Raw genomic sequence first — 26,657 nt, 5'->3', positions numbered from 1 at the left:
CGGTGTAAGTTGGGCGACGAACGGCTTATGGGCGCCCGCGCCTTCCCACTGAAAACTGGACGATAAACCTGTGTCTTTTCCGATCCGTATCCTGTTCCCTGCCGCGCTCGTAGCGGCGGCGATGACGCTGCCCGCTCTTGCGCAAAGCAAGGCGATCACCGGGATCGACGCGCTGCGCGAGTGGAACCTCGTCGTGCTCGGCAACCTTGAATCCTCGTCCGAAGTCGAGGGTCGGACGTTCGTCGGTGGCAATCTCAGCGGCAATTCGTCGAACTATGGCATCCGCGCGACGACCTCGCCGAACGGGCAGCCGGGGCTGACCGTCGTCGGCAATGTCACGGGCAGCCACAAGAATCTGAACAACGGATCGGGCGCCGTGATCGGCGGCAACGTCTCGAGCGGCTTCAATCTCAACGGCCCGAACCAGACGGTGAAGGTCGGCGGGACGATCAGCAATACCAATATCAACCAGAATACGGTGATTTCGAACCTCGACGCGAGCAACCCGGCGTTCGGGCTGGGGTTGCAACAGAACAAGGCCGAATTGAAGAGCAGCATGGGCAGCCTGTCGTTCGAAATGGGCACGCTCAAATCGAACAGCCAGCTGACGGTGCAGGGCAACCGCGGCACCTTCACTGCGCAGCCGAATGCGCAGGGCCTGGCGGTGTTCAACATCACCGCGGCCGACCTCGACAAGATCGGCGAGATCCAGTTCAACCTGAACGGCGCGGACACCGCAATCGTCAACGTCAGCGGCCGGTCGATCAACCTCAACGACAATTTCCTCGGCGGCACCAACAACCTCGGCGAACGGGTGATCTGGAATTTCCCCGAGGCCGAGGATCTGAAGCTGACCACCGCATGGGGCGGGTCGGTGCTCGCGCCGCTCGCCGATGCCGAGACGCGCAATTACATTCAGGGGTCGGCGGTGTTCGGCAACCTCAAGCAGAGTGGCGAGATGCATATCGGGACGTTCAAGGGCGGTTATGCGACATCGCCGTCGGGCAGCAGTTCAAGCGGCGGCGACAGCTCGACGGGCGGCGGCGCGACGCCGGTTCCCGAACCGGAGATGTTTAGCCTGTTCGGGCTGGGTGTCGGCGGATTGATCCTGTTGCGGCGACGGCGCCCGGCGAAGCGGGACAAGGCTTAGCGCGCTTAACGTCGCTTTCATCCACCGGTGGATGACAGCGCACAAGTCGGGCGATGACGCGTGAGACAATCGCGCCATCGCCCCGACGAGATAGTTACATCGTCGTCGTTTGTGCGGGCGGCAGGCCGGTCGATTTGGCCTGCGCCTTCAGCTCTTCTTTCCGCGCGAGCATCTGTTCGCCGAGGGCGTCGAGGTCGACGTCGGCGGCGCGCGCTTGCTGGAACATATTGTCGTGCTCTTTCTCTTCCTCTTTCACATGATGCTCGATCTCTTCCTTGAGCACGGTGACCTTGGAATCGAAAAATTCGTCGTCGGGACTGGAGGCGACGATCTCGTTGATCAGTATCTTGGCGCCGTCATGCTCGACATAGGCTTCCTTCAAGAGGTCGTCGTCGATCTTGCCCTTGAGCGCGGGGTAGAAAACTTCTTCCTCGATCTGCGCATGAATCTTGAGCTCGGTGCAGATCTGGTCGGCGATGCGGCCCTTTTCCTTGCTGCCGCCGGCCTTTTCGAAGCTTGCGAACAATGCCTCGACCTCGCGGTGGTCCTTGGTCAGGATGTGGGTGGCGTCAGTATCTTCGCGGTTCATTGCAGTCTCCGTTCATTGCCTCCCCCGGAGTGAAGGAGAAACGGGGGGCTGAGACGAAGGTTGCGCGGGAGTGGCTAATATCCCCCCTGCGCGCCTGGCGGGCGGTAGAAGCGATGGCGGGTGACCGCGCCGTCGATGATGTGACCACGCAGACGCAGGCGCATTTCTTCTGCGCCGGCAGGCGTGGTGCAGATGAGGCGGGTGCCGCCCGATTGCAGCGGCTCGATTGCGCTGATGCTGACGCCTTGCGACAGGCAGATTTGCTTCACCTCGCTCTCGGGCAGCGCGAGATTCATCGCGCGGCTCATTCGAAGCCCGGATCGCGCGCCCACGCACGGATTGCGGTGGCAACCTGTTCGTAGCCGGTGTCGCTGGCGGTTGCGACCGCGAGCGGGCGGCCACCGAGTTCGGCGTTCTCGCTATTGAGGAAAGCGATCGCGGGATCGCGCCCGCCCATCGTCAGAAAGGCGAGTTGGCTGATGTCGCCCTGTCGCCGCGCGTCTTCGCGGGGCAGCGGCGCGCGCTTTGGGCGGAAGAAGCTGTTCGACCGCGTCCTGGCGGGGGTAGCAGTCTCCTCGGTGACGGCCGGGTTGGCGGGGCTCGTTTCGGGATTCATGGCGCGCGGCTCCTCCTTGTAAGCGGGAGCGCGCATGTCTCTCAGTCGCGGCGGCCTACGAAAAACGCGTGCCGCGATAACGCTTATATGGGGGCGCTGTGGGGACATTGTAAGGCGCCGCCGGGGAATGGTTCCCCGGCGGTGCGCTTTGGTTTAGCCGACCTCCTCGGCGAGCGGGCGAACGGCGCGCGGGCGGCGGTCGGGACCGACCGCGACGAAAATGAAGACCGCCTGCGTGACCTTGTTATCCTCGTCGGCGTGGCGATCGCGCGCCCAGGCTCCTACTTCGACGTGCATCGAGGTGCGGCCGACTTTGACGAGGCGCCCGAACACCGACACCTCGTCGCCGACGAAGACGGGGCGGTGGAAGGACATGCCTTCCACCGAGATCGTCACCGCGCGGCCGCGTGCGTGGCGCGAGGCCACCGACGACGCCGCAAGGTCCATCTGCGCCATCAGCCAGCCGCCGAAGATGTCGCCGTAAACATTGGCGTTGGCGGGCATCGCGGTAACGCGGACGGCGGGCTGGCCGGTCGGCATGGCAGGCTCAGTTTGCATTATAGGCGCCCCGGATGCGCATCGCCTGCGCGGCGGCGACCATCGCGGTCAGCGCGGGGCGCACCTCGTCCCATTTGCGCGTCTTGAGCCCGCAGTCGGGGTTCACCCAGATCTGCGCGGCGGGGACATGTTTGCCGGCGAGGGTCAGGAGGTCGGTCATCTCGCGCTCCGCGGGGATGCGCGGGCTATGGATGTCGTAGACGCCGGGGCCGACCTCGTTCGGATAGGCGTAGGTGGCGAAGGCGTCGAGCAGCTCCATCTGCGACCGCGCGGTCTCGATCGAGATGACGTCGGCGTCCATCGCGCCGATCGCGCGGATGATGTCGTTGAACTCCGAATAGCACATATGCGTGTGGATCTGCGTGTCGTCGCGGACGCCGCTGGCGGTGATGCGGAAGCTTTCGACCGCCCAGTCGAGATAATGCTGCCATTCGCTGCGGCGAAGGGGGAGGCCTTCGCGCAGCGCGGCTTCGTCGATCTGGATGATCGCGGCGCCGGCCGCCTCGAGATCCTGCACCTCGTCGCGGATCGCGAGCGCGATCTGGCGGCAGCTCGTCTCGCGCGGCTGGTCGTCGCGGACGAACGACCAGTTGAGGATGGTGACGGGGCCGGTGAGCATGCCTTTCATCGGCCGGTCGGTCTGGTCCTGCGCATAGCGCCACCAGTCGACCGTCATCGGTGCGGGGCGCGAGACGTCGCCGTAGAGGATCGGCGGGCGGACGCAGCGCGAGCCATAGCTTTGCACCCAGCCGGCGCGGGTGAAGGCGAAGCCCGCGAGCTGCTCGCCGAAATATTGCACCATGTCGTTACGTTCGAACTCGCCGTGGACGAGGACGTCGAGGCCGATTTCCTCCTGCCATTTGACCGCCGCGCGCGTTTCGACGCGCAGATACCGGTCGTAGGCGGCATCGTCGATCTCGCCCTTGATATGCGCGGCGCGGGCTTTGCGGACCTCGGGGGTCTGCGGGAAGCTGCCGATCGTCGTGGTGGGGTAGGCGGGGAGGGCGAGGCGCTTTTGCTGGGCGTCGCGGCGCGCAGCGAAGGGAGAGGCGCGGTTGGTGGCGCTGTCATCGAGGGCCGCAAGGCGCTTTGCGACCGCGGGGTTGTGGATTTTCGGCGAGGTCTGGCGTGCGACCGCGGCGATGCGCGAGGCCGAGAAGGCGGCGAAGCTCGCGTCCTCGCCTTCGTTCAGCGCCTTGGCGAGCGCGGCAAGCTCTTCGATCTTTTGCGCCGCGAAGGCGAGCCACTGCGCGATTTCGGGGTCGAGCGACGTTTCGAGCACGAGGTCGACGGGGACGTGGAGGAGCGAGCAGGACGGAGCGAGGATGAGGTCGCGTTTGCCGGCGAGCTCCTTGAGCCGCCAGTAGAGGTCGGGGAGGTTGGCGCGCCAGATGTTGCGGCCGTCGACGACGCCGAGCGAGAGGAGGACGTGCGGCTGGAGCTTTGCGAGCGCGGGTTCGAGCTGGCCCGGCGCGCGGACGAGGTCGAGGTGGAGGCCGTGGACGGGAAGGTCGGCGACGAGACCCAGATTGTCGCCCAGACCGCCAAAATAGGTGGTGAGCATCAGCTTCGGCCCGCGGGTGGCGAGGCGGGCGTAGGCGCGCTCGAACGCGGTGCGTTGCTCCGCGCTGAGGTCGAGGACGAGGCAGGGTTCGTCGATCTGGACCCACTCGGCGCCGGCCTTGGCGAGGCGCGACAGGATTTCGGCGTAGGTGTCGAGGAGCCCAGGCAGCAGCGCGAGCGGTTCGACTGCCTTGCCCTTGGCGAGCATCAGATAGGAGACGGGGCCGAGGAGGACGGGGCGGGTCTGATAGCCGAGCGCCTTCGCTTCCTCAAATTCGCCGAAGATCTTGGTCGAGGCGATCTTGAATGTCTGACCCGCGGTGAGTTCGGGGACCATGAAATGATAGTTGGTGTCGAACCATTTGGTCATTTCCTGCGCGGTGGTGTCGTGGCTGTGGCCGCAGGCGGACGGCCCCTGCGCGCCGCGTGCCATTGCGAAATAAAGGTCGGGGTCGACGATCTCGCCGTCCCAGTCATAACGCGGCGGGACCGCGCCGATCAGCGCGCTGGTGTCGAGGACATGGTCGTAGAGCGAGAAGTCGTTCGACGGCAGGATGTCGGCGCCGAGTGCCTTTTGCCGCGTCCAATTGAGGGCGCGGAGGCCCGATGCGGCGGTCTGCAATTCGGCGAGGGTTGATTTGCCCGCCCAATAGCTTTCGAGCGCGAATTTGAGCTCGCGGCGAAGGCCGATGCGGGGGAAGCCGAGGGTGGCGACGCTGACAGTCATTTCTTCAAGCACCTTGCAAGGGGCAAGGCGCCGGGCAGACGAGCAGGCACGCGTCTGCGCCCGCAAAGCAAGGGTCGGGCGCAGCCATGCATGCGGCCTGACCGGACACCCCGCCGGAGGACGTATCTGACGAGGCAGGTCTCCTGGCTCACGGATCGACGCGGCGGTCTGGCCTTCCCGGTTCCTTGCGAACCAGTGACACATAGCGACCATCGCTCACCGCTTACAGTTGCGGGGGCAGCGCCGGTTTTGCACCGGCTTCCCGTCTTAGCTCCACGCCGTGCAACGGGCGCGGAGAACCTCGACAGGTTGAAACATAACGAAACGGCGGGCTCTGTCAACACACATATAAAGAATTCTTTATATGATATTTCCGGGGCACGGATCGGGCGGCGCCCCGGCCCGGCGCGCCATGCCATCGTCAAGTCGTTTGTCGATTCGAAATGGCGACCCGTCGAACGGACCGCTGATGATACTGGGCAGTATGACAATGATATGCCGTATATTTTCGAGGTCGTGCGCCGCCCTTCGTGGTGCCGTCCGTATGTCCGTGTGACGCAGGAGACGCATCGCCGACCCAATATTTCGCCCCCGGCGGCGGTCACGGCTGGGCCAGCCGTCGGGACTGCCCCCTTCGTTTCCCCCACCGAAGGCTCTCCCCCAATGAAGCTCCCCCAGCAAAACCCCAGCGGCTCCAACGACGGCGAATGCGACTGTCTGCCGCGTCCAGAAATACAAGCCGACAGGCCCGCGCTGACGACCTTTGTCCTGCGATACCAGGATGCCTGGTTCGGAATGGAAAAGCGTGTCGCGTTCGAGGCCGAAGATGTCGCGGCGGCGCTCGTGATGATGGAGCGCGAGCCGATTGGCGCGTGGGCCGAGCTCACGAGCGAGGGCGAACTGATCTGCCGCCGCGGGTATGAGCCGGGCGGCGCGGCCGGCTATTGGGTCGTCGACTGAGGCGCGGGGCGAGCCGCTCGCCACCGCCACCTCAGCCGCGCCCGCGGAGCCGCCGGACGAGCCGGAAGGCGCCATAAGCGAGCAGGCCGACAATCGAGCCGTATATCAGCACCCCGATCGCCACCATCTGCAGGTCGCGCCAGACGAGCGGCAGCGCGCTCGGCGGGGCGCCCAGGGTGCCATAGACGATAAGGGCCGCGCCAAGCCCGAGCCATTGCCGCACGCTGAGCGCAAAGCCGCGTGCGATCTTTTCGTGGCGCGTGAGCGTGCGCAACGGGGTGTGATGCGCGACCGCTTCCCACACCCGATATTTGAAGCGGGCGCGGATGATGCGCTGCGCGATCGCGGTGAACCACCAGCCGAACATCGAGAGCAACGCGAGCCCGATGAACAGCGGCGCTTTATATTTGACGCCAAGGGTCCCGAACAGGATCAGCAACACGACCGAGGCCCAGACCGAATGACCGAAGCGGCGTGCGTGCCGGTGGGCGAGCGCGGCATAGTCGCTCCAGAACCCGACGGCTTCGTCCTCGGACACCACGCGTCCTTCGCCGCCCGGCGAGGTCGAGAAGATGAGGTGTCCGCTCTGGGCGCGAAAACAGGCGGCGAAGCCCTGCAATTCGCGTTCGAGTGAGGTGTTTCGCGCGGCCATGGCCGGTTCCTATCCGTCCGGGGTAACGATCTGCCTAACATTGCGATGCACTGGCCCGTCTGTCTTGCCGCGGCGAGGACGCGCAGCCTATCCGGTGGCCTGTTTGCCGCTCGCACGGGCGGGCGCCGGGTCGTTCGCGGGGGCGGGGAGGGCGAAGAAGGCGCAGCGGGCGGCTTCGCCGGCGCGGCGCAGCGGTTCGACGAGTTCGGCATGCGCGGCCTCCCACGCTTCTTCCTCGTCCGCGTCGAGCGTGCGCGCATAATCCTCGTCGCCGAACACGCCTTCCTCGATGCCGATAAATCCGCCCGGCGGCGGGAAGTTGGTGCGCAGCTCGCCGGTTTCCTCGTCGTGCCAGACGGTCATTGCCGCGGCCTCTTCCTCGGGGGTCGGCCCCTCCTCGTCAGCGCTTTCGGGTCCGGCGTCGAAAATGGCGGAAATCTGCGCAACTTCATTCGCGATTGCGGTTCCGCGCCACAGGCTGGCGAGGGGATTGGCGCGGTTGTCGCGCGCGGCGAGCCAGAGGGCGAGGGGGGCGGCCATTCCGTCCTTCTGCCCCTCGGCGTCGGTGTTCCCCGCCCCGGCGGCGCCCGGCGCCACAGCCTCGGCGGCGTCGAAGAGCGCGAGGAAGCCCCGCCAGTCGCCGGCGATGATCTGCGCGAGCATCTCCTCGCCGGCCCATCCTCCTTTTTGGGAGGCGCGCGTTTCGACCATCCTGTCGAGCCGCGCGAGCATCGCGAGGCCGAGGCGCGAGTCGAGGCGGCGGCGCTTGACGAAGCTCCGGCCCTCCTCGCGCTGGATCTCGGCGGTCTCGTCATGCCCCCAGATCGCGCGGTCGAGCAGCTCGTCGACGAGCCGCCCGCGCGCGATCAGCAGCGCCGCGGCGCAGCCGAGCCGGAACGCCGCGCCCTCGGGACGCTGCTTCAGCTGATAGACGGCGGAAGGCGACATGCTCACCTTGGCCGCCGAAATCTTCACCGACCCGTTGGTGGCGAAGGCTTCGAGAAAGTCGCGCTGGAGTCGCGGCGTCCAGTGATAGCTGCCGGGGGCGGGGATGGTGGCCGGATTATGCGCGGCGTCGTCTATCGATTCGTCCTTTCGGTTAGATAAAACCGATAGAATAAACCATATGGGTGAAATGTAGGAAAGGAGTTTCTACACTCTATCTGGCTAGCTCAACCACAAATATGCAATCCATTAGGGCATGCGCTGCTTCGCTTTGGAATGCTCATCATTTAACTTCGGTCAGTCGTGAAATGTTTGGAGTTCGTATGTTCGAAAGTGCATTGCTGAAAATTGGCCGCGCGGACCGGCATATACAGGACTTTGAGGGGGCCCTCCGGGAATTCCAAGCCGGTCATGGGCACACAATTAGGGTTCATGGGAAAATAAAAGGACCGATGTTCTTTGAGACGATCTCGGACGCTCCATTGCCGATCGACCTGTCTTTAATTCTGAGTGACGCTCTTCATAATCTAAGAACGGCGCTCGATCACGCCACTTGGGAGCTGGTCGGCATCGATGATGGGGTGCAAGACCGCTTTCTGAAGCTTCCGACGGGCAACGATCAACAGAGCTTCGACGCTGCATGCAGAGGGATGAGAACTCCAAATACGAGCACGAAGGATTTCTTTACAAATCTTGCAATTTATCCGGGCGGAGTTGGTGAACTGATTTACTGGCTGTGCCAGTTAGACAATGCTGAGAAGCACACCATAATTTCCCCTGTGGTCCAAGCCGCTAGCGTTGATCGAATTATATTTATCGATCTGGATACGAAGGAGCGTTGGGCAAGTGATAATGTCGTGTTGCACCCAGGAGTGGACGGAAGAAGCTACATTCAATTGGAGCCTGGGCTCGGGGTCGATTGCAGTAGGCATTTCAATACTAAGAGCGGGGTGTTCTTTGGAAAGGCTCCGGGAGTTAGTCAAAAGCCTGTAATTCCAAAGCTTTTTGAGTTTCGCGAAGCCGTTGTCGGCGTTCTGACGGATTTTCAGCGTCTTGTGGATGGCAGGAGCAGCCGCGCACAGTAAGGGCTTGCTGCCTTGCCCCTCCACCGCTCGCTGCGCGAGCGGTCCCCCTCCCCATCGCTTCGCGACAGGGAGGATTTGGGGTTTTGGTCCGGGGTGGGGCGGGTTGGGGTTTGTGATTTCCTCCCTGCGCCGTAGGCGTGGGGAGGGGGACCGCCGCCGCAGGCGGTGGTGGAGGGGCTGGGGCGCCCGCGCTTTTGGCCCCTCCGTCAGCTGCTTTGCGGCTGCCACCTCCCCATGGCCTTTGGCCACAGGGAGGATTGATTTGGGGGAGGGGCGGTGGGGCGTTCTACTTCTAAGGCGGTGGTCAAAATGGCGCGTGGGTTGCGGCGGGAGATGTCGTTGCCTGAGGTGATGTTGTGGCAGCGGCTCCGGGCTCGGCCGGGTGGGGTGAAGTTTCGGCGGCAGCATCCGGTGGGGGCTTATGTAGCGGATTTTTATGCGCCGGATGTGCGGTTGATCGTTGAGGTGGATGGGTTGGCGCATGATCATCGGGTGGAGCGGGATGCTGTGCGCGATGAGTGGTTGATCGGGCAGGGGTTTGTTGTGGTTCGGGTGGCGGCTTCGGATGTTTTGAAGGATGTGGATGCTGTGGTTGAGGGGTTGGTTCGGTTGATTTTGGCGTCGCGCTAGTGGCCCCTCCGTCAGCGCTTCGCGCTGCCACCTCCCCATGCCTTCGGCACAGGGAGGATTTGGAAGCGTGGTGCTTTATCCTCCCTGTCGCGTAGCGATGGGGAGGGGGACCACGAAGTGGTGGAGGGGCGGCGGCCTTACGCGCCGTTGGCGGCTGAAAGGATCGCCCGCACGCTCGCCGTCGCGACGTCGGTATCGAGTCCGCAGCCGAACAGGCTCTTCCCGTCGGCGGTGCGGCACTCCACGTACGCCGCGGCCTGCACATTGCTGCCCTGGCCGATCGCGTGCTCGCTATAGTCGACGATGTCCATGATCGGGCCGCCTGACTCGGCGAGCGCGGCGATGACGCTGCTCATCAGGCCGTTGCCGCGGCCGCTGACGCTGCGCGGCGTGCCGTCGATGGTGAGTTTCCCGGCGAAGATGCGGTCGGTGCCCGCATGGCTTTCCGACCAGTCGACGAGCTGGAAGCGCTTGCCCTCGGTAACCAGATAGGCGTGGTCGAAGGCGCCCCAGATGTCCTCGGCGCCGAGTTCGCGGCTCGTCTCGTCGGCGAGTGCCTGCACGACATGGCTGAAGCTCGCCTGCATTTTCTTGGGCAGTTTCAGCCCCTTGTCCTGTTCGAGCACCCATGCGACGCCGCCCTTGCCCGACTGGCTGTTGACGCGGATCACCGCTTCATAGCTGCGGCCGAGGTCGGCGGGGTCGATGGGCAGGTAGGGGACTTCCCAGCGCTCGTCATTCTGGCGCTCGCGCGCGGCGAAGCCTTTCTTGATCGCGTCCTGATGGCTGCCCGAGAACGCCGTGTAGACGAGCTCGCCGCCATAGGGGTGGCGCGGGTGGACGGGGAGCTGGTTGCAATATTCGACCGTCTGGATGACCTCGTCGATGTTCGAGAAGTCGAGTTCGGGGTCGACGCCCTGCGTGTACATGTTGAGCGCGATGGTGACGAGGCAGGTGTTGCCGGTGCGCTCGCCATTGCCGAACAGGCAGCCCTCGACGCGGTCGGCGCCCGCGAGCAGGCCGAGCTCGGCCGCCGCGACGCCGGTGCCGCGGTCGTTGTGCGTGTGCAGCGAGATGATCGCCTTGTCGCGGCCGGGCAGATTCTTGCCGAAATATTCGATCTGGTCGGCGTAGATGTTGGGCGTCGCCGCCTCGACCGTCGCGGGGAGGTTGAGGATGATCGGGTTTTCGGTGGTGGGCTGGAGGATGTCCATCACCGCGGCGCACACCTCGATGCTGAAATCGATTTCGGCGGTCGAGAAGGTTTCGGGGCTGTACTCGAAGCGCCAGTTCGTCTGCGGCAGACGCGCGGCGTTGTCGCGGAGCTGCTTTGCGCCCTCGATCGCGATCTGCTTGATCTCGGCCATTTCCATGCCGAAGACGATCTTGCGCCACGCGGGGCTGACCGCGTTATAGACATGGACGATCGCGGTCTTTGCGCCCGCGAGGCTGTCGAAGCTGGTGCGGATGAGGTCGGCGCGGCTTTGCGTCAGCACCTGCGGGGTGACGTCTTCGGGGATGCGGCCCGATTTGACGAGGCCGGAGATGAAGTCGAACTCGGTCGCGCCGGCGCTGGGGAAGCCGACTTCGATCTCTTTCAGGCCGATGCGGACGAGCAGGTCGAAGAAGCGCGCCTTTTTCTCGGCATCCATCGGGTCGATCAGCGCCTGATTGCCGTCGCGCATGTCGGTGGAGAGCCAGATCGGCGCCTTGGTGGTGACGCGGGCGGGCCATTCGCGGTTCGTCAAGGGAATCTGCGGAAAGGTGCTGTACTTGACCGAGGGGTCGCGGAGCATGGTCATGATGTTTGGACTTCTTCTGGTGGTTGCGATGCTGTGTCGATCGGACCCTTGAGCGGGTGGCCGCGACTAGCGCGCAGCCAGTGTCACGCCCAAGGGCGTGTAAGTCGCAGAAGAAGAAGGGCGTTGCCGCGCATGGGGAGGCTATTGGTTCAAAATGTCGCGTTTGGCAAGGGGGGAGTGTGAAAATTGCGTGATTGCGCCTCCTTCGTCATCCCCGCGAAGGCGGGGATCCCGCTATTGCGGTAAAAGCGGGACCCCCGCCTTCGCGGGGGTGACGAGTGAAGAACGGCGGCGGGCTCAGCCCGTCACCCATTCGACCTTCGGATCGGTGAAATCGACGACGTCGGCGAGCTCGCGGACGTTGGGATAACCATAGCCGACGAGGTTGATGAAGGTCTGGATATTGAGCGCGAGCGCCGCCGATTTGAGCGGCACGGGGCTGCGGTGGTTCGAGAAATTATTGTTGCAATAGATGAGGATGGGACGATCGGGGCTGGCGCCGATCACCGCGGCGAGGCTCTCGGCGGTGAAGTCGGTGAGCGGCAGGTTGACCGCGCCCTTGATATGGCCGCGCGCGAAGGCGTCCTTCGAGCGCGCGTCGAGGAGGAGGGTGCCGGGCTTTGCGGCCTCGGCCTTGAAGGCGTCGAAGGCGATGAGGCGCGTCGTGCGCGCCGGGGCGACGCTGGCGGTGAGCGCCTGGAAGGCGGGATAATCGATTTGCGGGTTCGCTTGCGCCAGCGCGGGGGTGGCGGCGGTGAGGGCGAGAGCGAGAAGCAGGGTGCGCATGGTGATCCTCCCTTGAATATGGGGAGGCTACGCCGCGGTTGCTGGCTCTGCGATGAACCGAAAATGTCGCCGGGCCGCAAGGGATCTTGCGGCCCGGCGCAGTGCAGGGGGTGGTGGCGGGGCGAGCGTCAAGCGGCTTCGCTCTCGTCGTCGTCTTCGTCCCACGGTTCGAAAACCTCGTCCTCGATCAGATTGTCGACCGCGTGGATGCGCACGCCGATGCACCAGTCCAGAAGCGGGCCTTCCCATGCGGCCTCGACTTCCGAAAGCACTTCGGCGGCGTCCGCCGGGCGATCGCCGACGAGGTCGAAATCCTGCACGCCGTCGTCGGGCGGGGTGATGTAGACATGCGGGTCGAGCCGGATATTCGCCCAGCCGATGGTGGGGGCAAGACCCTCGACCTCGACGACGAGCAGCGGATTTTCCTCGTCGCCGTCGATCGAGGCGTTCACTTCGACAATTTCGCGTACCAGTTCGCTCATCACATGGCTCCTGTACGAAAAGGGGCGGGACCATCGCTGGTCCCGCCCCGTTCATACGCAGCGCGTGTGACAGATTAGCGTGAGCTTACTGCTTTTCGAACGCCGCGTGGATTTCGAGTTCGACCGCGTCGCTGACGTAGGGAATGCCCATGTTGATGCCGAAATCGCTGCGCTTGATCGTGGTTTCGGCCTGGAAACCGATGGTTTCCTTCTTGTTCATGCCCATGCCCGCGCCGTGGAAGTCGACGTCGAGCGTGACGGGCTTGGTCACGCCGTTGAGCGTCAGATTGCCGGTGACCTTGGCCTCGTCGCCGTCGCTGTCGAGCACGACGCTGGTCGAGACGAATTTGGCGTCGGCGGGGGCGGCGCCGAAGAAGTCGGGCTTGCCGCCGTCCTTGCCGGCGCGCAGCAGGTGGCTGGTCAGGCCGGCGCTGGCGGTGGTGACCTTTGCCACGGGGATCGTGACGTCGACCTTAGCCGCGGCGAGATTCTTGGGGTCGATGACGAGCGTGCCGGTCACGTCGCCGAAGATGCCGGTATATTTGCTGAAGCCGAGGTGATCGACTTCCCACACGACCATCGTGTGGCCGGCGTCGGCGGCGTAGGTGCCCGCGGTGACGCGCGTCTTGTCGGGTGCGCCGGGGGCGGAACCGCCCTGCGCGAGGACGATCGGGGTGGCGACGACGGCGAGTGCGAGGGCGGCGAGGGGGACGATGCGACGCATGAGAAAGTCTCCTGTTGAGGACGGCGCGAAGCTAGGCGAAGGCGAGGGACGGCGTCAATAAGCCCCACGGAAACGCAGCGTTGCGATTTGGGTTGCGGCTGCGCATCACCGCAAGGCGCTTGTGCCGCGCCCGCTTTCATGCTGCAATGCGGTAAGCTACGAAAGCTGGGCACGAAGGCTGGGGGGCCGACGTCGATGGATAGCTTGTTCGCCCGCGAAGCGGGCGAGGTTGAAAATGCCTTTCTGGCGGCGCCGTTCGAAGCGGACGGCTGGAACGCGGCGTTGCGTCTGTTCGCGCGGCGGACCGGTTCGTCGCGCGCGCAATTGCTGGGGCTGGGCGACGACGCGACTTTGTTCAACTTCATGCCCGATATCGACCCCGCCTATCAGCGCGAATTCGTGGAAATCGAGGGATGGCGGCCCGAGGTCAACTGGCGCGTCGCCGCGAGCGGCCGCCCGCTCGAGATATTGAGCGAGGCGCATTACGACATCGCGCGCCAGCACAGCGGCACCGACGATTATGAGGAGCATATCCGTAAGTGGGACGGCGTCCACGGCTGCCAGACCGTGCTGGTCGAGGGCGAGGGGCTGCTCGTCGGGCTGGCGGCGCTGCGGTCCGAGCGCGACGGCCGCACCGGGCAGCGCGACCGCAAGCTGTTCGCCGCGGGCGCAACCTATGCGCTGGCGGCGGTCCGCATGCAGCAGGCGATGGCGCAGCGCGGCGCCGCGATGACCGTCGGCGCGTTCGACGCGATCGATGTCGCGGCCTTTCTGGTCGACCGCCACGGCGCGGTTGCGGCGCTGTCGGGGGCGGCCGAGGCGATTGTCGGCGACGGTGCGGACGGGGCGCTGCGCCTGCGCCGCGGCCGGCTGGGCGCCGCGCGCCGCGATGCCGATACGGCGTTGCAGGCGGCGCTGACACGCGCGCTGAACGGGGAGGCGATGCAGCAGCACTGGATCGGGTCGCCGCAGGAGGGCGAGGACGGGTTATTGTGCGAACTCTTCCGCCTGCCGCGGCGCGAATGGGATTTCGGATTCGACCCGCGCGTGCTGGTGGTCGCGCGGCGCGCCGCGGATATTCCCGCGATGCGGATCGTGCCGCTGCGCGCGGCGCTGGGCCTGACCGAAGCCGAGGCCGAGATCGCGCTGCGCCTGGCGAATGGCGAGGCGCGCGAGGATATCGCGGCGGGGCGCGGCACGAGCACGCAAACGCTGGGCACGCAGATCAAGTCGATCCTGCGCAAGAGCGACGTCGCCCGCGAGGCCGAACTGACGGCGCTGGTGAACCGGTTGCTGCGCTAAAGGAACGGACCGGAAGATACCGGCGGCGGGTCGCGAGCCGCCGATATCCCCCCTCAGGCCGGGCGCCGTCATTGCCGTGCAACGCCGTGCCCTCCATCATCCACCGGCAGGCCGAGGCAAGCCGTTGATCCGCGGCGGGTATCATCGATCTGTCGCGAGTGTCATACCCCGTTCGGGGTATATGCGACGAGCGGAGGGTCAGGGGCCTGGCCCTAGGGCGCGCGGCGTGCCTCGAACCATTCGCGCATCGCCGCGGCGGCGCAGCCGGTGAAACCGTAGCTGCCGACGGGCGAGCAGCTGTTCGGGCGGCTCGCTGCCGCGGCGCCATTGGTATAGCCGTCGACGGCCGAGGCCCAGCTGCCGCCGCCGGCGGGAACATCTTCCTTCAACTCTTCGCGCAATTCCTTGGGCACGCGGTAGCGTTCGGTCTCGGGCTGCTGCGCGCAGACGACGATCTCGTCGCCTTTGGGTTCGGGGCAGGGTTCGTCGCCATAGGTGTAGAGGACCGAGGTGCGCTGCGGCGGCTCGCCCGATTGCGCGAGCGAGCTGTCATTCTGCGCCAGTGCGGGCGCGGCGAAGGCGAGTGCCGCGAAGAGGGGGAGGAGGAGGCCGGCTGTTTTCTTCATTATCGATCGCGTTCCCAGACCCCGTATCCCCGCGGCGCAGATTGATGCGCGAAGATGAACCTAAGCCGAACTCGCCCGGCCTAACCCATTGCGCTTTCGGCGGGAACGGGAATGCGGCGGCCCGGCGCGGGGCCGATGTTACTCAGATGGTGTCTCGAAAATGGAAAACCAGACCCCGTTCCGGTAGTTCGTCGCAGCGGGGTGGGCCTTTGCAACGCTGCATGCCCCCCGACCCCTCCCGCAAGCGGGAAGGGAGAAGGATGGCAACTTCCGGTCGATATCGTCGCCGCGGAGCGGCTGTCTTGGCCGGTAAACCTTCCGGCAGCCGATCTTTGATGTGAACCGACTGGAGCGCCGCGCCTAACATGCTAAGGGCATCCTATGCTTCACATGCACGGCCACGGCGGCACCGTCCAAATCGATGGTGTCAAATATGACTGGGAACTCCTGAGCGAGCCCCAACTGTCCTCTTCCGAAGGCTGGAGGGGCATGAGGGTCGCCCTGCGCCAGAGAGATATGCCACGCGAAGCCGTGCTGGAATTTCCGACGCCAAAGCGCCTGTTGAAGGGATTGCCGAAAGGGCGTTCGCACATCAACGACGCGATAGCCCTGCGAGGGGTGCGGGCGGCATTGTCGGCAGGATGGGACCCGGCTTCTCGCGGCAAGCCGATAGTCTTCATGGTCGATGCCAACGGCGACTAGGCGCAATCGTCTGGAGCACTGGCATCCAGCCTGAAGCGCGGCAATTCCTCCTTTGGGAGAAGGGGAAGATGAGGGTTTATTTTAATCGCCCAACCAATCGGTTGTGATCGCTCCCCTATGCCCCTCCGGCGCCAGCGCGGCGCGCAGGGCTTCCAGCAGAGGCGGCAGCGCCTGCGTGAAAGCGTAGGGCGGGTTGACGATAAAAAGGCCCGCGCCGTTATAGATGTCGGGCTGATCGCGATCGTACAACCAATGCTCCACCACCAGAAATTTCGGGATGCCGAGCTTGCGTAGCTGCGCCTTCCACCGCACATGCGTGGCGCGGTCCTTCAGCGGATACCAGATCACCGTCACGCCATGCGCCCATTTGCGGTGCGCGGCGGCGAGGGTGGCGGTAATCTGTGCGCGTTCATCGGTCTGCTCGTACGGCGGGTCGACCACCACCACGCCGCGCGCGGTGCGGGGCGGCAGCATCGCCAGCCAAAGCTCGTAGGCGTCGCGCTGATGCACGGCGGCGGATGTGCCGCGCATTGCGCCGCGCAGGGCATAGGCGTCGTCGGGATGCTTCTCGTTCAGGATCAGAAAATCCTGCGGCCGCAGAAGCTGCGCCAAGAAGCGCGGCGATCCGGGGTAGAGGCGCGGCTCTTCCCCGGCATTTACCGCCTGTACGGCGGCGCGATAGTCGTCCAGCAAGGGGTTCGTGTCGGCAAAGGCGCGCACTACGCCTTGTGTAGCCTCACCGGTGCGCCTCGCCTCCTCGCCTCCAAGGTCGTACAGCCCGCACCCGGCATGGGTGTCGATCAGGGTGAGCGCGCTCTCTTTGAGCTGCAACGCCCGCACAAGGGCGATCAGCAGACTGTGCTTTACGACATCGGCGCTGTTGCCAGCATGGAAGGAATGGCGATAATTCATTGTAATTCAAAATCCTGGCGATCTGCCTCTATACCAACGGCTGGGCGCGGAAGCCGAACGCGAGGCGATGGAAGCAACCAATCCGGTGCCCGTATAGAATCGGGCGGAAACCTTCAAAGCATTCTGCACAAGGCCTCAACGAGCCGGATGCGATTGGCTTTGCCGCGAAGCGTCCGGTCGTCTGATGTCGGCCAAACATTCATATAATGTCGCATTATCAGAACTGCGGCGCTTCGACTCCGCGTCCGTCAGTAGCGGACCTGCACCCGCCCGATGTCGAATGACTTGGATTGGTCGTTTCCCGCCACTGCCCTATATGGCGCCGAGCGAGGCGCTGATCGCACCCCACACCTGCGTCAGTTCGTCCGCGGTGATGCAATAGGGCGGCATCACGTAGAGCGTGTTGCCGAGCGGGCGGAGGAGGACGCCGTGGTCGCGGGTGAAGGCGATCAGGCGCGGGGCGAGGTTCGAGAGATAGCCCGCGTCGGGGACGACGATGTCGAGCGCGGCGATGGTGCCGAGGCGGCGCGGGTTTTGGGCGCGCGGGTCGTGGCTGAGCAGCGAGAGGTGCGCGGCCTGCGCATCGGCGAGGGTGTCGATGCGTTGCTGGACGGGTTCGTCGCGCCAGATTTCGAGGTTCGCATTCGCGGCGGCGCAGGCGATCGGGTTCGCGGTGTAGCTCGACGAATGATAGAAGGTCTTGGCGCGGTCGGTCGAGAAATGCGCCTCGAAGATCGGCTCGATGCAGAGGGTGACCGCGAGCGGCAGCGCGCCGCCGGTCAGGCCTTTCGAGAGGCAGACGATGTCGGGGATCACGCCTGCCTGATCGCAGGCGAAGCGCGTGCCGGTGCGGCCCCAGCCGGTCATCACCTCGTCGGCGATGAAGAGGACGCCGTGGCGCGCGCAGATCGCGCGCATCTCGGCGAGCACCCATGCGGGATAGATGAGCATGCCGCCCGCGCCGAGGATCAGCGGTTCGACGATGAAGGCGGCGGGTTTTTGTGCGCAGGCGGCTTCGAGCGCGTCGAGCGCCGCCTGTTCGCGGCGTTCGTGGGGGAAGGGGATGGTGTCGACGTCGAAGAGTAGCGGCTGCCAGGCGCGGTTGTAGACGCCGCGCTCGCCGACCGACATCGTGCCGATCGTGTCGCCATGATAGCTATGCTCGAGGACGAGGATGCGGCTGCGCGGCTCGCCGATGTTGAACCAGTAGCCGAGCGCCATTTTGAGCGCGACCTCGACGCTGGTCGAGCCCGAGTCCGAGAAGAAGACGCGCGTAAGCGGATCGGGGGTGATGCGGATCAGCTCGGCGGCGAGGCTTTCGGCGGGCTCGTGCGTCCAGCCGGCGAAGATGAGCTGGTCGAGCTTTTCGGTCTGGGCGCGGATCGCGGCCATGATGCGCGGGTGCGCGTGGCCGTGGGTGGTGACCCACCATGAGGAGATGGCGTCGATCCAGCTTTGGCCGTCGGCGGCGTAGAGTTTGGCGTCTTTGGCGTGCGAAATCAGCGGGATGGGGTCGCCGAGGCCGTGCTGGGTGAAGGGGTGCCAGATGGGGGAGGTCATGTGGGAACCATTCTCTTTCGTCATTCCCGCGAAGGCGGGAATCCCGCTTAGTCGCGAACGATGCAAAGAAAAAGCGGGACCCCCGCCTTCGCGGGGGTGACGAAAATTAGAGGAAGTCCGCGAGGTCGAAGTTCGCGCTGAATGCGGCGGCGAGCGTTTCGCTGGTCAGCGGATCGATGATCGGCAGGCGGCCCAGGCGGCGAACGCCCGCGATGTCGGATATGATCGCCTCGCTGTCCTCCACCGCGTCGCCAAGGAAGGCGAGGCCGTGGATCGGGACGCCGCGCGCGCGGAGCGCCTCGATCGTGAGCAGGCTGTGGTTGATCGTGCCGAGCGCGGTGCGTGCGCAGACGATGACGGGGATCTGCCAGCGCGCGAAGAGGTCGGCGTAGAGGGTGGTGCGCGTCACCGGAACGAGCGCGCCGCCGGCTCCCTCGACGATGAGGTTGCCGGGGGGCGGGGTCAGCGTTTCGAGCTCGATGTTAACGTCGTCAATTTCGGCGGCGCGATGCGGTGAGGCGGGGGTGACGAGGCGGTACGCTTCGGGGTGGATCGCCACACCCGCGAGGCGCGCGACGGCCTCGCTGTCGGTCTCTTCTTCGAGACCCGACTGGATCGGTTTCCAGTAAGGCGTGCCGGCGGCCTGTGCCAAAGCGGCAGAAAAGATGGTTTTTCCGATACCGGTATCGGTGCCGGTGACGACGAAGCGCGTCATGCCGCGGCCATCGCCTGCGCCAGCGCGTCGGCCATATCGTCTATGTTATCTTCGTCAACATTGAGCGTGATCGCGATGCGGAGACGCGCGGTTCCCTGCGCCACCGTCGGCGGGCGGATGCCGCGGATGTCGAAGCCGGCGCCCTGCAGGCTTCCCGCGATGCGCATCGTGCGATCGTTGTCGCCGATGATCACGGGCAGGATCTGCGTGCCGCTCGCGGGGATGCCGAGCGGGACGAGGCGTTCGGCGGCGTGGCGGACGAGGGCGTGGAGGCGCGCCTGCCGTTCGGGCTCGTTCGCGACGATCTCGATCGCCTGCCGGACGAGCCACGCCATCAAGGGCGAGGGCGCGGTCGAGAAGATGAAGGGGCGGCCGCGGTTGACGATGAAGTCGGTCGCGACTGCGGGGGCACAGAGCAGCGCACCCTCGGCGCCCAAGGCCTTGCCGCAGGTGTGGAGGGTGATCAAATTGTCGCGGCGCGCGAGGCCGTGTGCGAGGCCGGTGCCCCCGGGGCCGAACACGCCGGTTGCGTGCGCTTCGTCGACCACGAGTATGGCGTCGTGGCGGTCGGCGACGGCAGCGAGATCGGCGAGCGGCGCGCGGTCGCCGTCCATGCTGTAGAGGCTTTCGACCGCGATCCATGGGGTTCCGGCGCCGCCGCCGGCGCGCCAGCGGGTAATGATGTCTTCGAACGCCTGCGCGTCATTGTGGGCGGCGGCGATGGTGCCGGCGCGGCCGAGCTTCATCCCGTCGTGCGCGCTCGCGTGGATGAGTTCGTCGTGGACGACGAGGTCGCCGCGCTGGGGGAGCGCCGCGAACAGCGCGGCGTTGGCGGCGAAACCGGTGGGGAAGAAGAGCGCGGCTTCGCTGCCATAATGGCGCGCGGCGTGGGCTTCGAGCGCTTCATGCTCGGCGTGATTGCCGCGGAGCAGGCGCGAGCCGCCCGAGCCCGCAGGAAGGCCGCGTTCGATGCCGGCGGCGAGGGCGGTGCGGAGCGCTTCGCTATCGGCGAGGCCGAGATAGTCGTTCGACGCGAAATCGCGGCCGGCGCGCGGTGCGAGCGAGCGGCGGCGGCTGTCGTGCGCGAGCGCCGCGAGATCGGCGTGGTGGGCGGTAAAAGGGGAGGTCACCATCTTCTTCCTTCTCTCGTCATTCCCGCGAAAGCGGGAACCCAGTAGCAACGCTGGCTCGCTGGGTCCCCGCTTTCGCGGGGAAGACGAAGTTTTTCAGTCTGTGCGGCTGCCGCCTTCTAGCGCCTGCCGTTCTTCGCCGGTCAGCCGGTACGGGATAGCGATCGGTTCGAGCGTTTTTGCGTCGAAAAGCGCGGCTTTCCGACGGTCGCCCGAGACGATGTCCTTGATCGCGCGTGTGAAAAAGCGCCGCATCAAGGTGAACATGCTCATTTTGGGTAGCTGGCTGGCGTCGCCGATCGCGTCCTGCGTGAAGAGATGGCCGCGGGGCGGCCCGAAGACCTGCTCGCGCGCCGCGGGATCGCAGGCGGCAAGCAGGACGGTGACGAAGGGGAGTTTGCCGTTCTTGAATGTGTTGAACAACGGCGTGCGACAGCAGGCCGCATACCAGCGCAGCGTCGGCGCGTCGGTCAGGTGGAGACAGGCGAGGCGCTCGCGGCCGGTGTCGAGGTGCATGCGCGCGCAGCGCGTCTGATAGAGCGGCGTGCCGCCGTGCGCGTCGAGCAACTGCGCGTGGCCGAGATGGTGCGTGAGGTCCTGGCAATCGGTGCAGTGGCAGACGACATGGTCGCCCTCGCCGGAGGTGACGCGCATCGTTCCGGTAACGGTTCCGCAGTCGCAGGCGAAGGAGAGATCGGATGGCATGATCCGGCCCTAGCTCCTCGCCCGCGACTGGGGAAGCGATCAGTTCTTCGACTTGTCGACGAGCTGGTTCTTGGCGATCCACGGCATCATCGCGCGCAGTTCAGCGCCGGTCTTTTCGAGCTGATGCGCGGCGGCGGCCTTGCGGCTCGCCTTCAGTTCGGGCTGGCCGGCCTGGTTGTCGAGCACGAAGTCCTTCACGAAGCGGCCCGACTGGATGTCGGCGAGGACACGCTTCATTTCGGCCTTGGTTTCGTCGGTGATGATGCGCGGGCCGGTCTTGATGTCGCCATATTCGGCGGTGTTCGAGATCGAATAGCGCATGTTCGCGATGCCGCCTTCATAGAGAAGGTCGACGATCAGCTTGGTTTCGTGGAGACATTCGAAATAGGCCATTTCGGGGGCGTAGCCGGCCTCGACGAGCGTTTCGAAACCCGCCTGGATCAGGTGGGTGATGCCGCCGCAGAGCACAGCCTGTTCGCCGAAGAGGTCGGTTTCGCACTCTTCCTTGAAGGTCGTTTCGATGATGCCGCTGCGGCCGCCGCCGACAGCGCTCGCGTAGCTGAGCGCGAGCGCCTTGGCGAAGCCGTTACCCGACGAACCTGCACCCTGTGCTTCCTGCGCAACCGCGATCAGACAGGGGACGCCGCCGCCCTTCTGATATTCGCTGCGCACGGTGTGGCCGGGGCCCTTGGGGGCGACCATGAAGACGTCGATGTCAGGGCGCGCGTCGATCAGGCCGAAGTGGATGTTGAGGCCATGGGCGAAGGCGAGCGCGGCGCCGGGCTTCATGTTCGGGCCGATGTCGTCGGCGTAGATTTTTGCCTGATGCTCGTCGGGGGCGGCGATCATGATCACGTCGGCCCATTCGGCGGCTTCCTTGTTCGAAAGCACCTTGAAGCCCGCAGCCTCGGCCTTTTTGGCGGTAGCCGAACCCGGGCGGAGCGCGATCGCGACGTCCTTGACGCCGCTGTCGCGCATGTTCTGCGCGTGGGCGTGACCCTGGCTGCCATAGCCGACGACGGCGACCTTCTTGCCCTTGATCAGATCCTGGTCGGCGTCGCGATCGTAATAAACCTGCATTGGAAAACCCTTCTAGTCCTGTGGCCCCGCGAGGGGGTGATTTGATGTGGAGAGTGGGCGCCGGCCTGCGCCGGAACCCGATGTTAACAGTGCTTTAGAGCGCCTCCGACCCGCGGGCGATGGCGACGACGCCGGTGCGGCCGACCTCGACCAGCCCGCATTCGCGCATCAGCGCGATGAAGCGGTCGACCTTGTCGCTGTTACCGGTGATTTCGAAGATGAAGCTGGTGAGCGTCGTGTCGACGACCTTGGCGCGGAAGACGTCGGCCATGCGCAGCGCCTCGATCCGCTTGTCGCCGGTGCCCGCGACCTTCACGAGCGCGATTTCGCGCTCGACATGCGCTTCGCCCGCGTCGTTGAGGTCGATGACCTTGTGCACGGGGACGAGCCGGTCGAGCTGCGCGATGATCTGGTCGATGATCGGCGGCGGACCCGAGGTGACGATGGTGATGCGCGACAGCGCGTGGTCGGCGGTAATATCGGCCACGGTCAGGCTTTCGATATTATAGCCGCGCGCGGTGAACAGCCCGGTGATCTTGGCGAGCACCCCGGCTTCGTTGTCGACGGTGATGGCGAGCACGTGGCGCTCGCCGGCTTCGGTTTTGATTTTCATGTGATTACACCAGTGCCTTAGCTTCGTCGTCCATCGTGCCGGTGACGTCGCTCGGCTGGAGGAGCATTTCGGTGTGCGCGGCGCCCGAAGGGATCATCGGGAAGCAGTTGGCGAGCTGCGCGACGCGGCAGTCGACGATCACCGGACCCGGGGTCTCGATCATCTTCTTGATGCCGTCCTCGAGTTGCCCGAGATTGTCGATGCGCAGGCCCGTCCAGCCATAAGCGTCGGCGAGCTTCACGAAATCGGGCAGGCTGTCCGAATAGCTGTTCGAATAGCGGCTTTCATAGGTCAGTTCCTGCCACTGGCGGACCATCCCCATCCATTCATTATTGAGGATGAAGATCTTCACCGGCAGGCGGTACTGGCTGACCGTGCCCATTTCCTGGATGTTCATCTGGAGCGAGGCTTCGCCCGCGATGCAGATGACGAGGCGGTCGGGGTGCGCGATCTGCGCGCCGACCGCAGCGGGGAAGCCATAACCCATCGTGCCGAGCCCGCCGCTGGTGAGCCAGCGGTTGGGGGCGGCGAAGCCGAAATGCTGCGCCGCCCACATCTGATGCTGGCCAACCTCGGTCGTGATGATCGGGTCGAGCCCGCGCGTTGCGTCGAACAAAGCCTTCACCGCGCGCTGCGGCATGATTTCGGCGCTCGCGTCCTTCTTTTCGGGGAAGTCGAGGCAGCGCGTCGCGCGCCAGCCGTCGACGCGGCGCCACCATTCGCCCAGGTCGCGGCCGTTGTGCCCCGCCGCCTGCCAGCCCGCGATGATCGCATCGAGCGCGCGGCCGGCATCGCCGACGATCGCGAGGTCGACGGGGACGATCTTGTTGATCGAGCTGCGGTCGATGTCGATGTGGATCTTCTTCGAATCGGGCGAGAAGGCGTCGAGGCGCCCCGTCACGCGATCGTCGAAGCGCGCGCCGACCGCGATGATCAGGTCGGCGCGGTTCATCGCCATATTGGCCTCGTAAGTGCCGTGCATGCCGAGCATGCCGAGCCACTTCTCGTCGTCCGACGGGAAGGCGCCGAGGCCCATCAAGGTCGAGGTGACCGGCGCGCCGGTGAGCGCCACGAGCTGGCGCAGCGCCGCGCTGGCGTCGGGACCGGCGTTGATCACGCCGCCGCCGGTGTAGAAGATCGGGCGTTCGGCCGCGGCGATCATCGCGACGGCGGCAGCGATCGCGTCGGCGTCGGGTTCGACCTGCGGGCGATAGCTTTTGTGCGCGATCTTTTCGGGGATCACATATTGGCCGGTCGCGACCTGCACATTTTTGGGGATGTCGATCACGACGGGGCCGGGGCGGCCGTGCGTCGCGATGTGGAACGCCTCGTGCATGATCGGGCCGAGGCGGTCGGGGTCCATCACCAGATAATTATGCTTGGTGCAGTGGCGCGTGATTCCGACGGTGTCGCATTCCTGGAACGCGTCGGTGCCGATCAGCGCGGTCGACACCTGACCCGTCAGCACGACCATCGGGATCGAATCGAGCAACGCGTCGGTGATGCCGGTGACGGCGTTGGTCGCGCCGGGACCCGAGGTGACGAGCACGACACCCGGCTTGCCGGTCGAGCGCGCATAGCCCTCCGCCGCGTGCGTCGCCGCCTGTTCGTGGCGGACGAGAATGTGCTGGATCGTGGGGTGTTTGTAGAGCGCGTCATAGATGGGAAGGACCGCGCCGCCCGGATAGCCGAACACCGTATCGACCCCGAGGTCGACCAGCGCCTGAACCACCATGTCGGCACCACTCATTTCCGTCACGACGAAACTCCTTCCAGACACAAAAAGGCAGCGCCTTGTGCGCTGCAACAGGGTGCGGGCAATAGGTGTATGATTCTAACCTGTCAACAGCTTATCACGTAATATTATTGCTAATTCCTTGATAGAATCGATGTTTAATGACTCGGTGTGGCGCGGCCAGTTGGCGGGCGGCTGGTTGCGGAACCACGTATATTGGCGCTTTGCATATTGGCGGGTCGCGGCTTGTGTAAGGCCGAGCGCTTCGGCGCGGGTGATGTCGCCGCCGAGGTGGCCGGCAATCTGCGGCACGCCGATCGCGCGCATGGCGGGGAGGTCGGGGTCGAGACCGCGTGCGAGCAGGGCTTTGGCCTCTTCGACCGCGCCATGGTCGAACATCTGGACGAGGCGCGCGTCGCAGCGATCGCGCAGCCAGTCGCGCGGGGGCAGGAGGACCAGCGGGGCGAGCGCGATCTCGCCCCCGATGCCGCCCGCAATTGCTTGCTGCCAGTCGGTGAGGGTGCGGCCGGTCGAGCGCACGACTTCGAGTGCGCGCGCGACGCGGGTGGTGTCGGCAGGGTTGAGGCGCGCGGCGGCGTCGGGGTCGGCGGCAACCAGTGCAGCATGGGCGTCGGCGACCGGGAGTGCGCGGACGGCCTCGCGAATGTCGGGGGCGATCTCGGGCACGGGCGCGATGCCGTGGAGCAAGGTGCGCATGTGGAGGCCGGTGCCCCCGACGAGGATGGGAATTCGCCCCGTGGCATGCGCCTCCGCGATCACGCCGCGTGCCTCGTCCGCCCAGCGCACGGCATTATGCGCGTCGGCGGCGTCGATGTGGCCGAAGAGGCGGTGGTCTATGCCCTCCATCTCTTCGCCCGTCGGCCGCGCCGAGAGAATGCGAAGGTCGGCATAGACCTGGCTCGCGTCGGCGTTGACGACGAGCGCGTCCCGGCCTGTCCCGCAAAGAGATTTTGCGAGCGCGACCGCCAAAGCGCTCTTGCCGCTGGCGGTGGGTCCGGCGATAAGTGCCACGGGAGGCCGCGCACTGGCGGTCGAGAAAGAAGGAGATGCCATGTTCGTCGCGACGCTGATAGCAGCAGGAAAGCTGACCGACGAGGTGGTTCGCGAGGGGATCGACCGGCTCGCCGCGACGGGGCACGATGTCGGCGCGCCGCACTGGATCGACGAGCATGACGCGGCCGACATCGTATTCCACGGCAGCCTGGTGAGCGCGCGCAAGGAACTGGCGCTGATGGACCATGGCTCGCTCGACATCGTCGTCCAGCCGCTGGGTGACCGGACGAAGAAGCTGATCATCGCCGACATGGATTCGACGATGATCACCGTCGAATGCATCGACGAACTCGCCGATTATGCGGGGCTGAAGCCGCAGATCGCGGCGATCACCGAGCGCGCGATGCGCGGCGAACTCGATTTCCGCGCCGCGCTGGAGGAGCGCGTCGGCCTGCTCGCGGGGATGCCCGAGACGACTTTGGTCGATTGCCGCATGGAGCGCGTGCGGCTGACGCGCGGCGCGCGCACCTTGGTGCAGACGATGAAGGCGCATGGCGCGCACTCGATCCTGATCTCGGGCGGCTTCACCGCCTTTGCCGGCCCGGTGGGCGAGGCGATCGGGTTCGACAAGGTCGTCGCGAACGAGCTGGAGATCGCGGGCGGCAAGCTGACCGGCAAGGTGCGCGAGCCGATCGTCGACAGCAAAACGAAACTGGAGACGCTGAAGGCCGAGGCGGCGAAGCATGGGCTTCCGCTCGCCGAGACGCTGGCGGTCGGCGACGGCGCGAACGACATTCCGATGATCACCTCGGCGGGGCTGGGGATCGGCTATTATCCGCATCCCGCGGCGGGCGAGGCGGCGGCAGCGGTGATCCGGCATCATGATTTGACGGCGTTGCTGTGGGCGCAGGGCTATCCGCGGCGGAGCTGGGTGCTGGGGTAGGGCTGGTAGCGGCGGCTAACGAAAGTTCCTCAAGACAAGTAAGCATGCTCAATGATTCCCTCTGAAATATTGTCGGCCATGCGCGGTCGCTTTGCCTTTCATCGCCTCTCTGGGCTTGAAGCCGCAACGGCCAACTATGACGAAGCTGGCAAGCATATCCGGATCGATTTCTTCTTCGCCGGAACAAGCGAAGAGGTGGACTTTGAGGAGCTAGAGGCGGGAACCCTTGGCGAGTTGATTACAGATGCTTGGGCTGGTGTTAATACGATCGGGTTCGCCGTATATTTTGATGCCCCATCGGCTGAGAAAGCCCGCCTCGACCCTTCGAGACTTTACCCGGCCTGAACGACC

29 protein-coding genes and 1 riboswitch are annotated in these 26,657 nt (G+C 65.4%); of the genes, 8 read left to right on the top strand and 21 right to left on the bottom strand.

Features of this window, described 5'->3' with window-relative positions; all coding sequences use genetic code 11:
- Positions 1-70 precede the first annotated feature (70 nt).
- Positions 71-1,150 (top strand): choice-of-anchor A family protein, encoded by a 1,080-nt coding sequence (locus J2X38_RS19005; RefSeq protein ID WP_405053475.1) that lies wholly within the window; start codon positions 71-73, stop codon positions 1,148-1,150.
- Positions 1,151-1,244: 94 nt separating this feature from the next.
- Here the strand turns inward: J2X38_RS19005 and J2X38_RS19000 are convergent, their stop codons facing one another.
- From J2X38_RS19000 to metE, 5 genes are all read right to left on the bottom strand, one after another.
- Entirely contained in the window at positions 1,245-1,739 is a 495-nt protein-coding gene (locus tag J2X38_RS19000) for a hemerythrin domain-containing protein (protein WP_310256306.1), read from the bottom strand.
- Positions 1,740-1,813: 74 nt separating this feature from the next.
- Complete coding sequence (locus J2X38_RS18995; protein WP_231732549.1) at positions 1,814-2,035, bottom strand: hypothetical protein; 222 nt, start codon at positions 2,033-2,035, stop codon at positions 1,814-1,816.
- A gap of 8 nt (positions 2,036-2,043) precedes the next feature.
- Positions 2,044-2,355 carry a hypothetical protein gene (locus J2X38_RS18990; protein WP_310256304.1) on the bottom strand — a complete coding sequence of 104 codons (312 nt, stop codon included), beginning with the start codon at positions 2,353-2,355 and terminating at the stop codon, positions 2,044-2,046.
- 153 nt (positions 2,356-2,508) lie between these two features.
- Complete coding sequence (locus tag J2X38_RS18985) at positions 2,509-2,913, bottom strand: acyl-CoA thioesterase (protein WP_310256302.1); 405 nt, start codon at positions 2,911-2,913, stop codon at positions 2,509-2,511.
- Positions 2,903-5,203: a 5-methyltetrahydropteroyltriglutamate--homocysteine S-methyltransferase gene (metE, locus tag J2X38_RS18980; protein ID WP_310256301.1), complete on the bottom strand. Its 2,301-nt coding sequence runs from the start codon at positions 5,201-5,203 to the stop codon at positions 2,903-2,905. The genes J2X38_RS18985 and metE overlap by 11 nt, the downstream gene beginning before the upstream one ends.
- A 115-nt stretch (positions 5,204-5,318) precedes the next feature.
- A riboswitch (cobalamin riboswitch) is annotated at positions 5,319-5,522 on the bottom strand.
- A 476-nt stretch (positions 5,523-5,998) separates the two neighbouring features.
- On the opposite strand from metE, the gene J2X38_RS18975 reads away from it, so the two are divergent.
- Complete coding sequence (locus J2X38_RS18975) at positions 5,999-6,163, top strand: hypothetical protein (RefSeq protein ID WP_310256299.1); 165 nt, start codon at positions 5,999-6,001, stop codon at positions 6,161-6,163.
- A 31-nt stretch (positions 6,164-6,194) separates the two neighbouring features.
- Here J2X38_RS18975 and J2X38_RS18970 read toward each other — a convergent pair whose 3' ends face one another.
- The gene (locus J2X38_RS18970; protein ID WP_310256297.1) at positions 6,195-6,815 is read right to left on the bottom strand and encodes a hypothetical protein; all 621 of its coding nucleotides are present in this window, start codon (positions 6,813-6,815) and stop codon (positions 6,195-6,197) included.
- Positions 6,816-6,902: 87 nt separating this feature from the next.
- On the bottom strand, positions 6,903-7,763 hold the full coding sequence (locus J2X38_RS18965) for a hypothetical protein (RefSeq protein ID WP_310256295.1): 861 nt from the start codon (positions 7,761-7,763) through the stop codon (positions 6,903-6,905).
- Positions 7,764-8,083: 320 nt separating this feature from the next.
- Between J2X38_RS18965 and J2X38_RS18960 the strand changes: the two genes are divergently transcribed.
- Both J2X38_RS18960 and J2X38_RS18955 read left to right on the top strand, forming a co-directional pair.
- Positions 8,084-8,845: a hypothetical protein gene (locus tag J2X38_RS18960; protein ID WP_310256293.1), complete on the top strand. Its 762-nt coding sequence runs from the start codon at positions 8,084-8,086 to the stop codon at positions 8,843-8,845.
- Between the two features lie 309 nt (positions 8,846-9,154).
- The gene (locus J2X38_RS18955) at positions 9,155-9,475 is read left to right on the top strand and encodes a DUF559 domain-containing protein (protein ID WP_310256291.1); all 321 of its coding nucleotides are present in this window, start codon (positions 9,155-9,157) and stop codon (positions 9,473-9,475) included.
- A 137-nt stretch (positions 9,476-9,612) separates the two neighbouring features.
- On the opposite strand, the gene leuA is transcribed toward J2X38_RS18955, so the two are convergent.
- The 4 genes from leuA to J2X38_RS18935 form a co-directional block, all read right to left on the bottom strand.
- Entirely contained in the window at positions 9,613-11,277 is a 1,665-nt protein-coding gene (leuA, locus tag J2X38_RS18950) for a 2-isopropylmalate synthase (RefSeq protein WP_310256289.1), read from the bottom strand.
- Positions 11,278-11,574: 297 nt separating this feature from the next.
- Positions 11,575-12,063, bottom strand: coding sequence for a rhodanese-like domain-containing protein (locus tag J2X38_RS18945; RefSeq protein WP_310256288.1), 489 nt, complete (start codon positions 12,061-12,063; stop codon positions 11,575-11,577).
- 128 nt (positions 12,064-12,191) lie between these two features.
- Entirely contained in the window at positions 12,192-12,545 is a 354-nt protein-coding gene (locus tag J2X38_RS18940) for a hypothetical protein (protein WP_310256286.1), read from the bottom strand.
- Positions 12,546-12,630: 85 nt separating this feature from the next.
- Entirely contained in the window at positions 12,631-13,269 is a 639-nt protein-coding gene (locus J2X38_RS18935) for a YceI family protein (RefSeq protein ID WP_310256285.1), read from the bottom strand.
- Between the two features lie 195 nt (positions 13,270-13,464).
- Here J2X38_RS18935 and J2X38_RS18930 point away from each other — a divergent pair, with 195 nt between their 5' ends.
- Complete coding sequence (locus J2X38_RS18930) at positions 13,465-14,571, top strand: helix-turn-helix transcriptional regulator (protein WP_310256283.1); 1,107 nt, start codon at positions 13,465-13,467, stop codon at positions 14,569-14,571.
- A gap of 212 nt (positions 14,572-14,783) precedes the next feature.
- Here the strand turns inward: J2X38_RS18930 and J2X38_RS18925 are convergent, their stop codons facing one another.
- On the bottom strand, positions 14,784-15,197 hold the full coding sequence (locus tag J2X38_RS18925) for a hypothetical protein (RefSeq protein WP_056371080.1): 414 nt from the start codon (positions 15,195-15,197) through the stop codon (positions 14,784-14,786).
- A gap of 381 nt (positions 15,198-15,578) precedes the next feature.
- On the opposite strand from J2X38_RS18925, the gene J2X38_RS18920 reads away from it, so the two are divergent.
- Positions 15,579-15,899: a hypothetical protein gene (locus tag J2X38_RS18920; protein ID WP_310256281.1), complete on the top strand. Its 321-nt coding sequence runs from the start codon at positions 15,579-15,581 to the stop codon at positions 15,897-15,899.
- Between the two features lie 81 nt (positions 15,900-15,980).
- On the opposite strand, the gene J2X38_RS18915 is transcribed toward J2X38_RS18920, so the two are convergent.
- The 9 genes from J2X38_RS18915 to miaA all read right to left on the bottom strand — a co-directional run bounded on the left by J2X38_RS18915 (position 15,981) and on the right by miaA (position 25,423).
- The gene (locus J2X38_RS18915; RefSeq protein WP_310256279.1) at positions 15,981-16,811 is read right to left on the bottom strand and encodes a 23S rRNA (adenine(2030)-N(6))-methyltransferase RlmJ; all 831 of its coding nucleotides are present in this window, start codon (positions 16,809-16,811) and stop codon (positions 15,981-15,983) included.
- A gap of 312 nt (positions 16,812-17,123) precedes the next feature.
- Complete coding sequence (locus J2X38_RS18910) at positions 17,124-18,371, bottom strand: adenosylmethionine--8-amino-7-oxononanoate transaminase (RefSeq protein WP_310256277.1); 1,248 nt, start codon at positions 18,369-18,371, stop codon at positions 17,124-17,126.
- 106 nt (positions 18,372-18,477) lie between these two features.
- On the bottom strand, positions 18,478-19,086 hold the full coding sequence (gene bioD, locus J2X38_RS18905; protein WP_310256275.1) for a dethiobiotin synthase: 609 nt from the start codon (positions 19,084-19,086) through the stop codon (positions 18,478-18,480).
- On the bottom strand, positions 19,083-20,219 hold the full coding sequence (locus tag J2X38_RS18900) for an 8-amino-7-oxononanoate synthase (protein ID WP_310256272.1): 1,137 nt from the start codon (positions 20,217-20,219) through the stop codon (positions 19,083-19,085). The genes bioD and J2X38_RS18900 overlap by 4 nt, the downstream gene beginning before the upstream one ends.
- Before the next feature lie 93 nt (positions 20,220-20,312).
- Entirely contained in the window at positions 20,313-20,921 is a 609-nt protein-coding gene (locus tag J2X38_RS18895; protein WP_310256270.1) for a DUF6151 family protein, read from the bottom strand.
- A gap of 39 nt (positions 20,922-20,960) precedes the next feature.
- On the bottom strand, positions 20,961-22,001 hold the full coding sequence (gene ilvC, locus J2X38_RS18890; RefSeq protein ID WP_056371067.1) for a ketol-acid reductoisomerase: 1,041 nt from the start codon (positions 21,999-22,001) through the stop codon (positions 20,961-20,963).
- 94 nt (positions 22,002-22,095) lie between these two features.
- Positions 22,096-22,614 carry an acetolactate synthase small subunit gene (ilvN, locus tag J2X38_RS18885; RefSeq protein WP_167922884.1) on the bottom strand — a complete coding sequence of 173 codons (519 nt, stop codon included), beginning with the start codon at positions 22,612-22,614 and terminating at the stop codon, positions 22,096-22,098.
- A gap of 4 nt (positions 22,615-22,618) precedes the next feature.
- Positions 22,619-24,373 (bottom strand): biosynthetic-type acetolactate synthase large subunit, encoded by a 1,755-nt coding sequence (ilvB, locus tag J2X38_RS18880; protein ID WP_310256266.1) that lies wholly within the window; start codon positions 24,371-24,373, stop codon positions 22,619-22,621.
- Between the two features lie 75 nt (positions 24,374-24,448).
- Positions 24,449-25,423, bottom strand: a complete 975-nt coding sequence (gene miaA, locus J2X38_RS18875) for a tRNA (adenosine(37)-N6)-dimethylallyltransferase MiaA (protein ID WP_310256264.1) — start codon at positions 25,421-25,423, stop codon at positions 24,449-24,451.
- Here miaA and serB point away from each other — a divergent pair.
- The gene (gene serB / locus J2X38_RS18870) at positions 25,422-26,306 is read left to right on the top strand and encodes a phosphoserine phosphatase SerB (RefSeq protein ID WP_137894115.1); all 885 of its coding nucleotides are present in this window, start codon (positions 25,422-25,424) and stop codon (positions 26,304-26,306) included. The two genes, miaA and serB, sit on opposite strands and share 2 nt — an antisense overlap.
- Before the next feature lie 51 nt (positions 26,307-26,357).
- Entirely contained in the window at positions 26,358-26,651 is a 294-nt protein-coding gene (locus tag J2X38_RS18865) for a hypothetical protein (RefSeq protein WP_310256261.1), read from the top strand.
- The last annotated feature ends 6 nt before the right edge of the window (positions 26,652-26,657 follow it).

Source organism: Sphingopyxis sp. BE235, from assembly GCF_031457175.1.
Taxonomy (GTDB): domain Bacteria; phylum Pseudomonadota; class Alphaproteobacteria; order Sphingomonadales; family Sphingomonadaceae; genus Sphingopyxis.
This window is presented reverse-complemented; position numbering and strand designations above follow the sequence as displayed.

What these genes read in the sequence shown, in the direction of transcription:
- J2X38_RS18990 (WP_310256304.1), bottom strand. Translation starts at nt 2,355, where the DNA reads ATGAATCCCGAAACGAGCCCCGCCAACCCGGCCGTCACCGAGGAGACT.
- J2X38_RS19000 (WP_310256306.1), bottom strand. Translation starts at nt 1,739, where the DNA reads ATGAACCGCGAAGATACTGACGCCACCCACATCCTGACCAAGGACCAC.
- ilvN (WP_167922884.1), bottom strand. Translation starts at nt 22,614, where the DNA reads ATGAAAATCAAAACCGAAGCCGGCGAGCGCCACGTGCTCGCCATCACC.
- J2X38_RS18960 (WP_310256293.1), top strand. Translation starts at nt 8,084, where the DNA reads ATGTTCGAAAGTGCATTGCTGAAAATTGGCCGCGCGGACCGGCATATA.
- J2X38_RS18920 (WP_310256281.1), top strand. Translation starts at nt 15,579, where the DNA reads ATGCTTCACATGCACGGCCACGGCGGCACCGTCCAAATCGATGGTGTC.
- J2X38_RS18930 (WP_310256283.1), top strand. Translation starts at nt 13,465, where the DNA reads ATGGATAGCTTGTTCGCCCGCGAAGCGGGCGAGGTTGAAAATGCCTTT.
- serB (WP_137894115.1), top strand. Translation starts at nt 25,422, where the DNA reads ATGTTCGTCGCGACGCTGATAGCAGCAGGAAAGCTGACCGACGAGGTG.
- metE (WP_310256301.1), bottom strand. Translation starts at nt 5,203, where the DNA reads ATGACTGTCAGCGTCGCCACCCTCGGCTTCCCCCGCATCGGCCTTCGC.
- J2X38_RS18925 (WP_056371080.1), bottom strand. Translation starts at nt 15,197, where the DNA reads ATGAAGAAAACAGCCGGCCTCCTCCTCCCCCTCTTCGCGGCACTCGCC.
- J2X38_RS18900 (WP_310256272.1), bottom strand. Translation starts at nt 20,219, where the DNA reads ATGGTGACCTCCCCTTTTACCGCCCACCACGCCGATCTCGCGGCGCTC.
- leuA (WP_310256289.1), bottom strand. Translation starts at nt 11,277, where the DNA reads ATGACCATGCTCCGCGACCCCTCGGTCAAGTACAGCACCTTTCCGCAG.
- J2X38_RS18940 (WP_310256286.1), bottom strand. Translation starts at nt 12,545, where the DNA reads ATGAGCGAACTGGTACGCGAAATTGTCGAAGTGAACGCCTCGATCGAC.
- J2X38_RS18970 (WP_310256297.1), bottom strand. Translation starts at nt 6,815, where the DNA reads ATGGCCGCGCGAAACACCTCACTCGAACGCGAATTGCAGGGCTTCGCC.
- J2X38_RS18895 (WP_310256270.1), bottom strand. Translation starts at nt 20,921, where the DNA reads ATGCCATCCGATCTCTCCTTCGCCTGCGACTGCGGAACCGTTACCGGA.
- J2X38_RS18945 (WP_310256288.1), bottom strand. Translation starts at nt 12,063, where the DNA reads ATGCGCACCCTGCTTCTCGCTCTCGCCCTCACCGCCGCCACCCCCGCG.
- J2X38_RS18985 (WP_310256302.1), bottom strand. Translation starts at nt 2,913, where the DNA reads ATGCAAACTGAGCCTGCCATGCCGACCGGCCAGCCCGCCGTCCGCGTT.
- J2X38_RS18995 (WP_231732549.1), bottom strand. Translation starts at nt 2,035, where the DNA reads ATGAATCTCGCGCTGCCCGAGAGCGAGGTGAAGCAAATCTGCCTGTCG.
- J2X38_RS18910 (WP_310256277.1), bottom strand. Translation starts at nt 18,371, where the DNA reads ATGACCTCCCCCATCTGGCACCCCTTCACCCAGCACGGCCTCGGCGAC.
- J2X38_RS18955 (WP_310256291.1), top strand. Translation starts at nt 9,155, where the DNA reads ATGGCGCGTGGGTTGCGGCGGGAGATGTCGTTGCCTGAGGTGATGTTG.
- J2X38_RS18935 (WP_310256285.1), bottom strand. Translation starts at nt 13,269, where the DNA reads ATGCGTCGCATCGTCCCCCTCGCCGCCCTCGCACTCGCCGTCGTCGCC.
- miaA (WP_310256264.1), bottom strand. Translation starts at nt 25,423, where the DNA reads ATGGCATCTCCTTCTTTCTCGACCGCCAGTGCGCGGCCTCCCGTGGCA.
- J2X38_RS18865 (WP_310256261.1), top strand. Translation starts at nt 26,358, where the DNA reads ATGATTCCCTCTGAAATATTGTCGGCCATGCGCGGTCGCTTTGCCTTT.
- J2X38_RS18965 (WP_310256295.1), bottom strand. Translation starts at nt 7,763, where the DNA reads ATGTCGCCTTCCGCCGTCTATCAGCTGAAGCAGCGTCCCGAGGGCGCG.
- bioD (WP_310256275.1), bottom strand. Translation starts at nt 19,086, where the DNA reads ATGACGCGCTTCGTCGTCACCGGCACCGATACCGGTATCGGAAAAACC.
- J2X38_RS18975 (WP_310256299.1), top strand. Translation starts at nt 5,999, where the DNA reads ATGGAAAAGCGTGTCGCGTTCGAGGCCGAAGATGTCGCGGCGGCGCTC.
- J2X38_RS18915 (WP_310256279.1), bottom strand. Translation starts at nt 16,811, where the DNA reads ATGAATTATCGCCATTCCTTCCATGCTGGCAACAGCGCCGATGTCGTA.
- ilvC (WP_056371067.1), bottom strand. Translation starts at nt 22,001, where the DNA reads ATGCAGGTTTATTACGATCGCGACGCCGACCAGGATCTGATCAAGGGC.